Genomic DNA, 12,948 nt, shown 5'->3' with positions numbered 1-12,948 from the left:
CAGGTGCTCAGACGCCGTGCGTGGCCCTGACCACGCCGGCGCCGACGGCCGCGCCCAGGGCCGTGTGGTCGCTGACCGTCTGGTTCGCGTAGGCCAGTGCGAAGTCGGTGACCGCGCGGTCGAAGGTGTCGGCGCCGCCGAGGTAGCCGGCGATGGCGATACGGTCGCCGGAGCGGGCGTGGGCGCGGGCGAGGGTCGTGCCGCACAGGCGGGTGTAGGCGAGAAGGGCCTCCGGGCTCATCCCGGCGACGTCCGTGGAGCCCTTCATGTCGCGCAGCTGACGCCAGTAGAAGGCACGGCCCTGCGGCCCGGACATCCAGCCGAGGAAGATGTCGCCGGTCGCCTGCATCAGACGCTGGCCCGCGACGACCCGATGGCCGTGGTGGACGAAGGGCCCGCTCGGCAGATGTTCCTCCAGTACGGACGGCCGCGCCTCCTTGATCTGCAGGAACAGCGGGTCGTCGGTGTCCCGTCCGGCGAGCAGCACGAGGAAGCAGCGCAGTCCGACACTGCCGACGCCGACGACCTTGCGGGCGGCGTCCACGAAGCGGTAGCGGTCGAGGAGCAGGCGGCGCTCCTCGGAGAGGGTCGAGCGGTAGTCGCTGAAGATCTTGCGAAGCGAGGCCATGTCGGAGGTGCCCGCGCGTTCGAGGAGCGGCGGGTCGTGGATGATGCGCCGGCGTCCGTCGACGATCTCGGTCAGCCTGTCGAAGCCCCGCATGCTGGTGCGGCGGCGGGCGCGGCCGAGGCTGGCCTCGACGCTGCGGCGGTCGCGGGTGGAGCGGACCAGGGGCAGGAGCTGCTGGGCGTCGATGCGGGTGTGCCAGACGGCGAGCTCGCCGAGCTGGGCCAGCCGCCGGATGGTGGTGCGGTACGCGGTCACGGCCGCCAGGGCCACGCGGCCGGCCTTGGCGTCCGGGTGGCCGATCTCGCGGGCGGCCACGGCGACCGAGGCGGCGAGCCGTTTCACGTCCCACTCGAACGGGCCGCAGCACGTCTCGTCGAAGTCGTTCAGATCGAACAGCAGGGAGCGTTCCGGGGAGGCGTACAGCCCGAAGTTGAGCAGGTGGGCGTCGCCGCACAGCTGCACGGTGAGGCCGGTGTGCGGGGCGGCGGCGAGGTCGGCGGCCATCACGGCGGCGGCGCCGCGCAGGAAGGCGAACGGGGACGCCGTCATCCGGCCGTACCTGATCGGCAGCAGCTCCGGCAGCCGGTCGCGGCCCTGGCGTTCCAGTACGGCGACAGGGTCGGGCCGGTCGACGGAGGGGACCCAGGCGGCGTGGGCGGAGCGGGACACGTGCTTGCGGGCGGCCTTGCCCCGACGGGCCCGCTCGGCGGGCGTCATGGGGGTCGTCACCGGGACGCGATTCTGTCCACGGCCGTCGCGTGCACCGGCCGCCGTATGCCAGGCCTGCCCATCGCACCTCCCGCTGCCGCCGCCCGCTCGGGCGAGTCCGCCGCTCGGTCCGTCCCCCGGCCTTCCCCCGGTCCGTCCCCCGGTTCATCGCGCTCCTGATGGCAGTGAAGGCGGGGCCGGGGGTGTGCGCATGCCGGGTACGGCAATCGGGTGACGGGCGAGCCCGCCTCGGGTGGCCGGGCATGACCGGGACCGCGACCGGTGCGAGGGCCGTTGTCAGTGGGGTCCGGGAGGATGCAGTCACTGGCTGGGTGACGGCATGACGGGTGGAGGCCGGGATGGGTGACGGGCTGCGGTACATCGGGGTGGCGGAGCGGCGGGCCCGGCTGGGGGTGCGGCATCGGCTGGCCGGGGCGGCTCGGGCCGGGCGGCCGGAGGACGTCGCCGAGTCCCTGGTCGCGCTGCACGGCACCGATCCGGCGACCGTGTACCTGGCCGTGGGGGCGCGGCTGGCGGAGCCCGGGAAGACCGTCGCGGAGACCGAGCGGGCGCTGTACGAGGAGCGGGCGCTGGTCCGGATGCACGGCATGCGGCACACCGTGTTCGTGTTCCCCACCGGGCTGACGGCCGTCGTGCATGCCTCGACCGGCCTCGCGGTGGCCGCCCGGGAGCGGGCCACGCTGGTCAAGCAGATGGCTGCGGCGGGAGCGCCGGACGCCGCCTGGCTTGCGGAGGTCGAGGAGTCGGCGCTGGCCGCGCTGGCCCGGCGCGGCCAGGCGACGGCGGCCGAACTCGCCCAGGACGAGCCGCGGTTGCGCGAGCAGTTCCTGTACGGGGCCGGAAAGAGCTACGAGGGCATGCACACCGTCTCGACACGGCTGCTGCGGGTGCTGGGCGTCGAGGGGAAGGTCGTGCGCGGGCGGCCGCTGGGCTCCTGGACGTCCTCGCAGTTCCGGTGGGCTGTGGCACCCGAGCATCCCGAGCTGGACGTGGCCGGGGCACAGGCGGAGCTGGTCCGGCGCTGGCTCGCGGCGTGCGGGCCCGCGACGGAGTCCGACCTGAAGTGGTGGACGGGGTGGCGGGTCACCGAGGTGCGCCGGGCGCTCACGGCGATCGGGGCCCAGGCCGTGGCCCTGGACGAGGGGACGGGGTACGTCCTCGACGGCGACGACGGTCCGGTGGCCGGGGCCGCTGAGCCGTGGGCGGCGCTGCTGCCGGCGCTCGACCCCACGGCGATGGGGTGGCAGCGGCGGGAGTGGTATCTGGCGCCGGAGCTGTGGCCGTCCCTGTTCGACCGGAGCGGCAACGTGGGGCCGACGGTGTGGTGGAACGGGCGGGTGGTGGGCGGATGGGCCCAGCGCCGGGACGGGGAGATCGTCTGGCGGTTGCTGGAGGATCTGGAGGGTGCGGAGCGGCGAGCGGTGGAGGCCGCGGTCGCCGTGGAGGCGGAGGGGTTGCGGGGGTGGGTGGGGGCGGCTCGGGTGACGCCTCGCTTTCGGACGCCGCTGGAGCGGGAGTTGTCCGCGTAAGGGACTGTTCCGGATTGTTCCGGGTTTTCCGGGTGCCCTCGTCGTTGAGGGCACCCGGCTGCGCTGTCTACCTCGAGTACCTCATGAGCGCCCGCACCATGTGGCACGTCGTGTCCGACGGTGGGTGGACCCCGATCGTCTCCGCGGTGCTTCGGATCGTCTCGTTGCGGGCCTGGTTCGGCATGAGGACGCCCGAGTCGAGCAGGGCGATCGCCAGGCGCAGGGCCTTGAGGCGGCGGTTGTGGGTGACGTACCACTCGCGCGGACGGCCCGGCGGCAGCGGCCGCTTCTGAACGGGCGCGTACGGCAGGTCGAGCAGCACGGGGTGCTTTGCGGTGGACTGGGTGGGCTTCGCCTTCAGTGCGGCAGCGGGCACAGGCATCCTCCTGTCGCGGTGGAGCGCCGGCCGGATTCCCGGCGACACTCTCGAACACTGCTTACAGTTTACTGCCCGGCACTGACAATCAGGGGGTGCCGTACGTCCATTAAATGCCCTGGTCAGCAACTAAACTGTCGCCGTGTCACGTCGGGTTCGGGAGGTGCGCGTGAGGCGCCAGAAAATTCGAACACGGAGAGGCTCGGATACGGTGGGCGGCATGGAGATCTGGATCAATCCGGCCTGTTCCAAGTGCCGTAGCGCCCTCACGTTGCTGGACGCCGAAGGGGCCGACTACACCGTCCGCCGTTACCTGGAGGACGTGCCCAGCGAGGACGAGATCCGGGAGGTGCTCACTCGGCTGGGACTGGAGCCGTGGGACATCACGCGGACGCAGGAGGCTGCCGCCAAGGAGCTCGGCGTGAAGGAGTGGGCGCGGGACGCCGGTTCGCGGGAGCGGTGGGTGAAGGCGCTGGCCGAGCACCCGAAGCTGATCCAGCGGCCGATCATCACCGCGCAGGACGGTACGGCCGTTGTCGCGCGCACCGATGACGCCGTTCGGGACGCTCTGTCCCGGGAGAGCTGACGGGCGAACCGGCGGTTCCCGGATGGGGTGTGACGCAGGTTACTTCGGCCAACTCCCGTGACCACTGAGTAACTTCGTTCGGCATCTCGTACATAGCGACGTACGCTCCCCTAGCTCTTCAGGAGGCGCGCATGTCGCGTAGGAGGACTCTCAGTCCGAAGAAAAAGCTCGCGCTGTTGCTGAGTGCGGCGACGGTGGCGGGCGGCGGTGCCTTCGTCATGGCGAGCACCTCGAACGCCTCGCAGACGCCGACCGTCAAGTCCGCCGCGGAGTCGACCGTCTGTCAGGGGCTCGCCACCGCGCTCGGCAACAACGAGCGGTTCATCGAGGGGCAACGGGCCGATCCGGACGCGCAGTCCGAGGCGCGGATCGCCAACCGTGAGGCGGTCATCGCGCAGATCAAGGTCCAGCAGGAGGCGTCCGGGTGCGGGGTTGGGGAGTCGGCTCAGGACTCCCAGGCTTCGCAGCCGGCGCCGAGCGCTCCCGCGGGGGATGCCGGTGACGCGGGCGCTGGTGACGCGGGCGCCGGGGAAGCGGGCGCCGGGGATGCAGATAACGCGGGGGCCGGGGAAGCGGGCGCCGGGGATGCAGATAACGCGGGGGCCGGGGAGGCCGGCAACGCGGGGGACGGCGGCGGTGCCGCGGCCTCGGGGCAGCAGGTCTGCAACGGGTCGACCGTCACGCTCTCCGGCGAGGGCGGGGCGCCGGCCGCGTCCAGCAACCAGTTCCCGGCCGGTACGAAGCTGAAGGTCACCAACCTGGACAACAACAAGTCCACGACGGTGGAGGTCACCTCGGTCTCCGGCAGCTGTGCGCTGCTCAACAACGCGGCCTTCGAGCAGGTGCGTGAGCCCGGCAAGTTCCTGATTCGCCGGGCCCTGATCGAGAAGGTGGGGTGAGGCTCCGGTAGTCACGTCGTACGTGTCAAGGGCCCTGCCGCTCGCGGCCACGAGCGGCAGGGCCCACGTGCGTGTGCCTGCACGTGCTTCGTTCACTCCCATCGCATACGAGCGGACGGTGCCCCTCCTTGCGGCGGTACTCGAAGCCCATGTCGGCTCGGTACGGCGCTCACAGCGTGAAACGGGCCACACCAACACCAGGTAACACGGGGTTCACATTCGAGCAATGGCCGGGAAATCGCCTGTTGACAAGCTCCTGAAGCGCGGCGCCCCAGTGCCGCAGCGCCGCAGCGCCCGCAACAGACCCACCCCCGAAGGATGTGGCCCGTGACCTTCAAGGCTGAGTACATCTGGATCGACGGCACCGAGCCGACGGCCAAGCTCCGTTCGAAGACGAAGATTCTGGCCGACGACGCCAAGGGTGCCGAGCTGCCGATCTGGGGCTTCGACGGGTCCTCCACGAACCAGGCCGAGGGTCACGCCTCGGACTGCGTGCTCAAGCCGGTCTTCTCCTGCCCGGACCCGATCCGCGGCGGGGACGACATCCTGGTCCTGTGCGAGGTCCTGAACATCGACATGACGCCGCACGCCAGCAACACGCGTGCCGCACTCGTCGAGGTCGCGGAGAAGTTCGCCGCCCAGGAGCCGATCTTCGGTATCGAGCAGGAGTACACGTTCTTCCAGGACGGCTACCCGCTCGGCTTCCCCAAGGGTGGCTTCCCGGCACCGCAGGGCGGCTACTACTGCGGTGTCGGCGCCGACGAGATCTTCGGCCGTGACGTCGTCGAGGCGCACCTGGAGAACTGCCTCGCCGCGGGCCTGGGCATCTCCGGCATCAACGCCGAGGTCATGCCCGGCCAGTGGGAGTTCCAGGTCGGCCCGCTGGCCCCGCTCGTGGTGTCGGACCAGCTGTGGGTGGCCCGCTGGCTGCTCTACCGCACCGCCGAGGACTTCGGCGTCGCCGCGACGCTGGACCCGAAGCCGGTGAAGGGCGACTGGAACGGTGCCGGTGCGCACACCAACTTCTCCACCAAGGCGATGCGCGAGGGCTACGACGCGATCATCACCGCGTGCGAGTCGCTCGGTGAGGGCTCCAAGCCCCTCGACCACGTCAAGCACTACGGCGCCGGCATCGACGACCGCCTGACCGGTCTGCACGAGACCGCCCCGTGGAACGAGTACTCCTACGGTGTCTCCAACCGTGGTGCCTCGGTTCGTATCCCGTGGCAGGTCGAGAAGGACGGCAAGGGGTACATCGAGGACCGGCGTCCCAACGCCAACGTCGACCCGTACGTCGTGACCCGTCTGCTCGTCGACACCTGCTGCTCCGCGCTGGAGAAGGCCGGCCAGGTCTGATCGTGCCCAGTAGTTCCCGAAGGGGCGCCCACCGGGACGGTGGGCGCCCCTTCGCGTCTGATGAGACGAGGGTCCCGCCGCGGGCAAGTGTCTGCTTCAATGGGGCCATGGCCAGCTTCCAGAAGTACTCCGCGACAGGTCGCCATGACCTCGAGCCCTTCTGGCCTTCCCGTCAGCACCACGACTTCGACCGGGTGTGTTGCCGCGCGTTGAACGCGCGGGCCCTGTAAAGCCGTAACCTTCCGGCCTTCGGCCAGCGCGAAACGACGTACGTCTTCCCAACGGACCTCTCGCGCGAAAGAGCTGACCTCTCATGGCGACCACTCGTTCTCTCTCCACCGCCGCCACGCTCACCTCCCCGAACGGTTCCCGGCACCATCTGCGTGCCGTGGACCGGGACGAGGTGATCGACGTCGCGGACCTGCTGCCGCCGGGCGCCACCTGGCTGCCCGCTCCCCCGCACTCCCTGCCCACGCTTCCGGGGCAGCCGCCGATGATCGGCTACCTGGTGCTCGTCCCGACCGACCAGCACCCGCCGGTCGCGCCGGTCCCCGACGCCGGCGGGGACCCGCTCGTCAGCGTCGACGCCGTACGGCGTACCGCCGCGGTCGACGGGCGTGAACTCGACCTCACCTACCTGGAGTTCGAGCTGCTCGCACATCTGGTGGCCAACCCCCACCGCGTGCACACCCGCGACCAGCTGGTCACCACGGTGTGGGGGTACGGGCATGTGGGCGACGGCCGTACCGTCGACGTCCACATCGCCCGGCTGCGCCGCAAGCTGGGCGCCGAGCACCGGAACACCATCCGCACGGTGCGGCGGGTGGGGTACAAGTACACCCCGCCGGTCGGGCGCTGAGCCGTCGCGGCCGCCTCCCCTGATCTTCTGCTGACGGCAGAGTCCTGTTCCGTCCCGCGCCCGTACCGTGCAGAGTCGGCCGTATGAGGCTTCTGATGCTGGGTGGTACGGAGTTCGCGGGGCGGGCCGCCGTGGAGGCGGCGCTGGGGCGCGGCTGGGACGTGACCGTCTTCCACCGGGGGCGGCACGAGCCGCCGGCCGGGGTGCGGTCGCTGCACGGTGACCGCACCACGCCCGACGGGCTCGCCGCCCTCGCCGAGGCGGAGGGCGACTGGGACGTCGTCGTCGACACCTGGTCGGCCGCGCCGCGTGCCGTGCGGGACACGGCGCGGCTGCTGCGGGGCCGCGCCGGGCGCTATGTGTACGTGTCGAGCTGCTCGGTGTACGCGTGGGCGCCGCCCGCGGGCTACGGCGAGGACGCGCCGCTGGTCGAGGGCGCCGAGGCCGGTGCCGAGCACACCGACTACCCGCGGGACAAGCGGGGCGGGGAGCTGGCCGTCGTCGAGGAGTTCGGGGCGGACCGTTCGGTGCTCGTGCGGGCGGGGCTGCTCGTCGGCCCGTACGAGAACGTCGGCAGGCTGCCGTGGTGGCTGACCCGCATCGCCCGTGGCGGGCCCGTACTGGCGCCGGGGCCGCGGGAGCTGCCGCTGCAGTATGCCGACGTCCGTGATCTCGCGGACTGGATCCTGGGCGCGGTGGAGCAGAAGCTGACCGGGCCTTACAACCTGATGAGCCCGCAGGGGCACGCCACCATGGGCACGTTCCTCGACGCGTGTGTGGCTGCCGTCGGCGCTGCGGCGGAGCTGCGGTGGACCGAGCCCGAGGTCATCCTCGACGCGGGCATCGAGCCGTGGACGCAGTTGCCGGTGTGGGTGCCGCCGGGCACCGACATGCACGACGCACTGCACGCCGCCGACGTGTCCCGGGCGGTCGCGACGGGACTGCGGTGCCGGCCGGTCGAGGAGACCGTCGCCGACACCTGGGCCTGGCTCCAGGACATCGGCGGCACGGCACCCCAGCGCACGGACCGGACGGCGAAGGGGCTCGACCCGGAGGTGGAGGCCAAGGTCCTCGCGGGCGGGGGTGTATCTGGCACCACCCACTGACCGGGGCCCCGGCCCAGTGACCCGCGCCGCCGGTTCCGTGAGACTTGCGGCATGACCTACGACACGAAGAGCGGCACCGGCGGCGACCAGCGGACACGGGCGCGGGGCATGGGACTCGCGGCCGTTCGGGGGCTGGCGCTGGCCCTGGTCTCGCTGCCGGGCGCCGTCCTGTGCTTCGTCCTGTCCCTCGTGTCCATCGCGCTCATCCCCATCGGCGTCGGCATCGTCACGACACCCTGGGTGCTGACCGGGGTACGGGCGTTCGCCGACTGGCGGCGGGTCCTCGCGGCCGAGTGGGGCGGGGTGCGGATTCCGCCGGCGTACCGGCCGTTGCCGAAGGACGCCAACCCGTGGGCCCGCACCTTCGGGATGCTGGGCGACCCGGCGACCTGGCGGGACCTGAGGTGGCTGCCGGTCGACATGACGGCGGGGTTCGTCACCGCACTGCTGCCGGCCGTGCTGCTCTTCTATCCGCTGGAGGGCTTCGCGATCGCGGCGGGGCTGTGGCGGGTCCTGCCCGACGGGTACTGGTACGGCTTCGTACAGGTCGAGGGGCAGGCGTCCGCGCTCGGCGCCGCCGCCCTCGGCCTCGGCCTGCTCTTCATCGCGCACTTCTACACGGCGCGCCTGCTCCAGGTCCACTTCCAGCTGACCCGCGCCGTCCTCGGCGCCGGACAGGGTGAACTTGCCGAGCGCGTAAGGGTGTTGACGGAAACCCGCCAGGACGCCGTCGACACCTCCGCCGCCGAACTGCGCCGTATCGAACGGGATCTGCACGACGGGGCACAGGCGCGGCTGGTGGCGATGGGTATGGATCTCGGGACCATCGAGATGCTGGTCGACAAGGACCCGGAGAAGGCCAAGCAGCTCGTCGCGCAGGCCCGCCGGTCCTCCGCCGACGCCCTCGACGAGCTGCGCGACCTCGTGCGCGGCATCCACCCGCCCGTGCTCGCCGAGCGCGGACTGGGCGACGCCGTACGGGCGTTGGCGCTGCGGCTGCCGGTCGCCACCGAGGTGAACGTGGAGCTGCCCGGGCGGGCCGAGGCGCCCGTGGAGTCGGCGGCGTACTTCGCGGTCAGCGAGGTGCTCACCAACGCCGTCAAGCACGCGGACGCCGACCGGATCTGGATCGACCTGCACCACACGGAGGGAAGGCTGCGCATCACCGTCACCGACAACGGCAGGGGCGGCGCGGTGATCGGGACCGGTTCGGGGCTCGCCGGAATCGAGCGGCGACTGGGTACATTCGACGGCGTCCTGGCCGTCAGCAGCCCCGCGGGCGGCCCCACCATGGTCACCATGGAGATCCCTTGCGCGTTGTCCTAGCCGAAGACCTGTTCCTGCTGCGCGACGGCCTGGTCCGGCTCCTTGAGGCCTACGACTTCGAGATCGCGGCGGCCGTGGAGACGGGCCCCGAGCTGGCGCGGGCGCTGGCCGAACTGGAGCCGGACGTCGCCGTCGTCGACGTACGCCTGCCGCCGACGCACACCGACGAGGGGCTGCAGTGCGCGCTGGAGGCCCGCCGGAAGAAGCCCGGTCTGCCGGTGCTGGTTCTCTCGCAGCATGTGGAGCAGCTGTACGCGCGCGAGTTGCTCGCCGACGGCAGCGGCGGGGTGGGGTATCTGCTGAAGGACCGGGTCTTCGACGCGGACCAGTTCGTGGACGCCGTACGGCGGGTCGCGGCGGGCGGCACGGCGATGGACCCGCAGGTGATCCAGCAGCTGTTGTCCCGGCGCGCGGCCGACGACCAGCCGCTGGCGCGGCTCACGCCCCGTGAGACGGAGGTGCTGGAGCTGATGGCTCAGGGCCGCACGAACGCGGCGATCGCCGAGCGGCTGGTCGTCACGGAACGGGCGATCGCCAAGCACACCGCCAATATCTTCGCCAAACTGGGCCTGGAGGTGTCGGACGACGACAACCGTCGCGTGCTGGCGGTTCTCGCGTATCTCGACCACGGCCGGTGAAAACGGACCCATCCATTTACCCCCCGTGCGGGATCAACAACTGCAGGTATTTCAGAGGCGGTTGAGCACACAGCGTTCTCACGAATCTCTCAACAATTTCCGGGACGGCTGAACACCCCTGGGACGACCTCCGTATCAAAGGGAGCCGCTTCACTCCTGTCGGGCGCCCTCGATGCCCCCGAAAAAGGAAGTCAGAGGAGTTCCATGGGACGCAACACAAGAAAACGCCGTACGCCGCTGGCCACCAAGGCCATTGCCGCATCGGCAGCCCTAGCGCTCGGTGGGGGCGGGCTTGTATGGGCCAACTTCTATGCCTCGGCGCACGAGGACAACTCTGGGTGGAACCAGACGAAGTCCGCGAATGCCCGGGTCGCGACGATCAACTGCCCCGATGTCGGCCAGCAGCTGACGAAGGTGCCGAGGAGCGCGCGCAGGGGTGTCGCCAAGGAGCTGGCGCTGCTGGACAGGCAGGTCACGGATGCCTACAAGCGTCTCGCCGAGACGCGGCAGGCCCAGGCGGGGGACGCCAACTACGTCAACAACGCCATTCTGAGCCCGCTGAAGTCCAAGCGCGTGGCCACGCTCGACCGGATCGGCATCAACATCAACCGGGCCGGCGGGCAGCGCCCTGGGAACCTCGACCAGCTCGCCCAGTGCCAGGGCGTCCCGGTCGAGCAGCCTGAGACCAACGACGGCCAGCAGGACGGGGACCAGAACCAGGACGGTCAGGACCAGAACGACGGTCAGGACCAGAACCAGGACGGTCAGGACCAGAACAACGACGGTCAGGACCAGGGCGGCCAGGACGGCGGCGGACAGGACCAGGGCGGCAACGGCGGGCAGGCCGGCAACGGTCCGTCGGCGGACGACTTCGTCGACATCACGCAGGTCCAGGCCAACGCCCAGCTGGGCGTCGGCGCGAACGGCCTCCCCGCGAACGGGGACAGCGGTTCGACCGGTAGCTTCACCACGAGCTGCGGCACCAACGAGAACGAGAACCGCAACTCGGACAACGTGATCGTCGCTCCCGGTGTCAGCAACGGTGCGCAGCACCAGCACGACTACGTCGGCAACCAGGCCAACAACGCTTTCGCGAGCGACCAGGACCTGGCGAACGGCGACACCACCTGCGAGAACCAGGGTGACCGGTCGTCGTACTTCTGGCCGGTGCTGCGGGTGCAGGACGGTCAGGACGACATCGACGCGGATGCCCCGGGTGGCGGTCAGGACGGCAACGTCGGCACGATCGTCGAGGCCAGCGAGGCGCAGCTGAAGTTCGTCGGCAACAAGACGAGCGAGGTCGTCGCGATGCCGGAGGCTCTGCGCATCATCACCGGTGACGCCAAGTCCTTCGTCAACGGCAACGCCAACGCCAACGCCAACTGGAGCTGCACCGGCTTCGAGGACCAGGTCCAGCTGCACGACAAGCTCCCGATCTGCCCCGAGGGAAGCTCCGTGGTGCGGACGTCCAACTTCCAGAGCTGCTGGGACGGTCAGAACATCGACAGCGCCAACCACCGCACGCACGTGTCGTTCGTCCAGGGCGACGGCACCTGCGCCAACGGTTTCCAGGCGATTCCCCAGCTCCAGGTCCGCCTGGTCTACGACGTTCAGGCCCCGCAGATCCAGGACGGACAGGTCCAGAACGCCTTCGCGGTGGACTCCTTCCCGGACCAGCTGCACAAGGCGATCACCGACCACAACGACTTCATCAACTTCTTCGACGAGAACACGATGAACGAGATGGTCGACTGCATCAACAGCGGCCAGAACTGCCAGTAGCGGTCCTGAACCGGTAACGAAAGCCGGCGGTGGGAATTCCCACCGCCGGCTTTCGTCCGTCCGGGTCCGCGCGGTCAGCTGTGGTGGCCGCCCTTGTTGTGACTGCCACCGGGGTTCATGTGCGCGGAACCCTCCTCCATGGTCCCGCCCAGCTTGCTCCGCAGCGTCGTGACCGTGTTCTCCTGGCCCACGGCGACCCACTTGCGGCCGACGAGGTAGTAGCCGCCGTAGTCCTTCGCGCCGCTCAGCCACTCGGCCTGGCCGCGGTCCGTGGCGAAGGTGGCGAGGATGTACTTCTCCTTGCCGGTCTTGCAGATGGCCTGGCGGATCTCGTCCGCGTCGGTCTGCATGTTCGGGTCGCACTTCGCCATGGCCGCCAGATGCTCCAGGCTGCCGGTCGCCGTCTTCGGCACCTCGGCCTCCTTGTCGCCGCCGGAGCCACAGCCGGCCAGCGCGAGCACCGCCACCGCGCCGGTCAGCGCGAGCATCGGTCGGGTCAATGTCATCGGTTCCTCCGGTCCATGCCGCACAGAGCCCCGACGGGGGGCCTCGTCTCCCATACGGCTGTGGTGTGCGATGCGCTCAAATCAGAGGCTCTCATGGGCACGGGTGTGCGAGTGTGACTCGGTGGACAAGGACTGGGAAGATCGCGTGACCGCCGCATGGGCAACCTTCGACAGCTACCCCGAGGAGGCGGCCGCCGACTTCCGCGCCGTCATCGACGCCCTCGTCGCCGAGCTGCCGGACGACAGCCCGCTGGGCCCCTTCGAGCAGGCGTGTGCCTGGGACTCGACGGGTCATTCGGACCAGGCGGTGCCGCTGTACCGGGAGGCTCTCGCGGGCGGGCTGAGCGGCTACAAGGGCCGGCGTGCCAAGATCCAGATGTCCAGCTCGCTCCGGAACGTCGGCCAGGCGGAGGAGGGCGTCAAGCTGCTGACGCCCGAGCTGGACGCCCCCTCCGACGAACTGGACGACGCGGTACGAGCGACGCTGGCGCTGTGCCTGTCGAGCCTCGGACGTGATCGCGAGGGCCTGTCCCTCGTACTGGGCGCCCTCGCCCCCCATCTGCCGCGCTACCAGCGCTCCATGGGGAACTACGCCCGCGCCCTGCTGGAGCCCGACGACTGAGCCGGC

The 12,948-nt window shown here is 70.6% G+C and carries 13 protein-coding genes; 10 read left to right on the top strand and 3 right to left on the bottom strand.

Annotated features, from left to right (window positions below):
• Positions 1-7 precede the first annotated feature (7 nt).
• Positions 8-1,345, bottom strand: coding sequence for a DUF2252 domain-containing protein (locus OG331_RS35110; RefSeq protein ID WP_406210490.1), 1,338 nt, complete (start codon positions 1,343-1,345; stop codon positions 8-10).
• 350 nt (positions 1,346-1,695) lie between these two features.
• Here OG331_RS35110 and OG331_RS35105 point away from each other — a divergent pair, with 350 nt between their 5' ends.
• Positions 1,696-2,886: a winged helix DNA-binding domain-containing protein gene (locus OG331_RS35105; protein ID WP_406203793.1), complete on the top strand. Its 1,191-nt coding sequence runs from the start codon at positions 1,696-1,698 to the stop codon at positions 2,884-2,886.
• A gap of 67 nt (positions 2,887-2,953) precedes the next feature.
• Here OG331_RS35105 and OG331_RS35100 read toward each other — a convergent pair whose 3' ends face one another.
• The gene (locus tag OG331_RS35100; protein ID WP_391394482.1) at positions 2,954-3,262 is read right to left on the bottom strand and encodes a hypothetical protein; all 309 of its coding nucleotides are present in this window, start codon (positions 3,260-3,262) and stop codon (positions 2,954-2,956) included.
• A gap of 220 nt (positions 3,263-3,482) precedes the next feature.
• Between OG331_RS35100 and OG331_RS35095 the strand changes: the two genes are divergently transcribed.
• From OG331_RS35095 to OG331_RS35060, 8 genes are all read left to right on the top strand, one after another.
• Entirely contained in the window at positions 3,483-3,848 is a 366-nt protein-coding gene (locus OG331_RS35095; protein WP_391394484.1) for an ArsC/Spx/MgsR family protein, read from the top strand.
• Between the two features lie 131 nt (positions 3,849-3,979).
• On the top strand, positions 3,980-4,747 hold the full coding sequence (locus OG331_RS35090; protein ID WP_406203789.1) for a hypothetical protein: 768 nt from the start codon (positions 3,980-3,982) through the stop codon (positions 4,745-4,747).
• A gap of 327 nt (positions 4,748-5,074) precedes the next feature.
• On the top strand, positions 5,075-6,103 hold the full coding sequence (gene glnII / locus OG331_RS35085) for a glutamine synthetase (protein WP_406203786.1): 1,029 nt from the start codon (positions 5,075-5,077) through the stop codon (positions 6,101-6,103).
• Positions 6,104-6,416: 313 nt separating this feature from the next.
• Complete coding sequence (locus OG331_RS35080) at positions 6,417-6,962, top strand: winged helix-turn-helix domain-containing protein (RefSeq protein ID WP_406203784.1); 546 nt, start codon at positions 6,417-6,419, stop codon at positions 6,960-6,962.
• 83 nt (positions 6,963-7,045) lie between these two features.
• On the top strand, positions 7,046-8,068 hold the full coding sequence (locus OG331_RS35075) for an NAD-dependent epimerase/dehydratase family protein (RefSeq protein ID WP_406203782.1): 1,023 nt from the start codon (positions 7,046-7,048) through the stop codon (positions 8,066-8,068).
• Positions 8,069-8,119: 51 nt separating this feature from the next.
• Positions 8,120-9,394, top strand: coding sequence for a sensor histidine kinase (locus OG331_RS35070; RefSeq protein WP_406203779.1), 1,275 nt, complete (start codon positions 8,120-8,122; stop codon positions 9,392-9,394).
• Complete coding sequence (locus OG331_RS35065) at positions 9,379-10,032, top strand: response regulator transcription factor (RefSeq protein WP_328882111.1); 654 nt, start codon at positions 9,379-9,381, stop codon at positions 10,030-10,032. The genes OG331_RS35070 and OG331_RS35065 overlap by 16 nt, the downstream gene beginning before the upstream one ends.
• 204 nt (positions 10,033-10,236) lie before the next feature.
• Positions 10,237-11,814, top strand: a complete 1,578-nt coding sequence (locus OG331_RS35060) for a DUF1996 domain-containing protein (protein WP_406203776.1) — start codon at positions 10,237-10,239, stop codon at positions 11,812-11,814.
• 74 nt (positions 11,815-11,888) lie between these two features.
• On the opposite strand, the gene OG331_RS35055 is transcribed toward OG331_RS35060, so the two are convergent.
• A complete protein-coding gene (locus tag OG331_RS35055) occupies positions 11,889-12,320 on the bottom strand; it encodes a hypothetical protein (RefSeq protein ID WP_406203773.1) in 432 nt (143 codons plus the stop codon).
• A gap of 70 nt (positions 12,321-12,390) precedes the next feature.
• Between OG331_RS35055 and OG331_RS35050 the strand changes: the two genes are divergently transcribed.
• Positions 12,391-12,942, top strand: coding sequence for a tetratricopeptide repeat protein (locus OG331_RS35050; RefSeq protein ID WP_406203770.1), 552 nt, complete (start codon positions 12,391-12,393; stop codon positions 12,940-12,942).
• Positions 12,943-12,948 lie beyond the last annotated feature (6 nt).

Source organism: Streptomyces sp. NBC_01017 (genome assembly GCF_045162795.1).
Lineage (GTDB): Bacteria > Actinomycetota > Actinomycetes > Streptomycetales > Streptomycetaceae > Streptomyces > Streptomyces machairae.
Note: the sequence above shows the minus strand (reverse complement) of the source record. Positions and strands in the feature narration are given on the sequence as shown.

Excerpts from the sequence above, each read along its gene's own strand:
- OG331_RS35070 (WP_406203779.1), top strand. The coding sequence starts at position 8,120 with ATGACCTACGACACGAAGAGCGGCACCGGCGGCGACCAGCGGACACGG.
- OG331_RS35055 (WP_406203773.1), bottom strand. The coding sequence starts at position 12,320 with ATGACATTGACCCGACCGATGCTCGCGCTGACCGGCGCGGTGGCGGTG.
- OG331_RS35075 (WP_406203782.1), top strand. The coding sequence starts at position 7,046 with ATGAGGCTTCTGATGCTGGGTGGTACGGAGTTCGCGGGGCGGGCCGCC.
- OG331_RS35080 (WP_406203784.1), top strand. The coding sequence starts at position 6,417 with ATGGCGACCACTCGTTCTCTCTCCACCGCCGCCACGCTCACCTCCCCG.
- OG331_RS35060 (WP_406203776.1), top strand. The coding sequence starts at position 10,237 with ATGGGACGCAACACAAGAAAACGCCGTACGCCGCTGGCCACCAAGGCC.
- OG331_RS35090 (WP_406203789.1), top strand. The coding sequence starts at position 3,980 with ATGTCGCGTAGGAGGACTCTCAGTCCGAAGAAAAAGCTCGCGCTGTTG.
- OG331_RS35050 (WP_406203770.1), top strand. The coding sequence starts at position 12,391 with ATGCGCTCAAATCAGAGGCTCTCATGGGCACGGGTGTGCGAGTGTGAC.
- OG331_RS35095 (WP_391394484.1), top strand. The coding sequence starts at position 3,483 with ATGGAGATCTGGATCAATCCGGCCTGTTCCAAGTGCCGTAGCGCCCTC.
- OG331_RS35105 (WP_406203793.1), top strand. The coding sequence starts at position 1,696 with ATGGGTGACGGGCTGCGGTACATCGGGGTGGCGGAGCGGCGGGCCCGG.
- OG331_RS35110 (WP_406210490.1), bottom strand. The coding sequence starts at position 1,345 with ATGACGCCCGCCGAGCGGGCCCGTCGGGGCAAGGCCGCCCGCAAGCAC.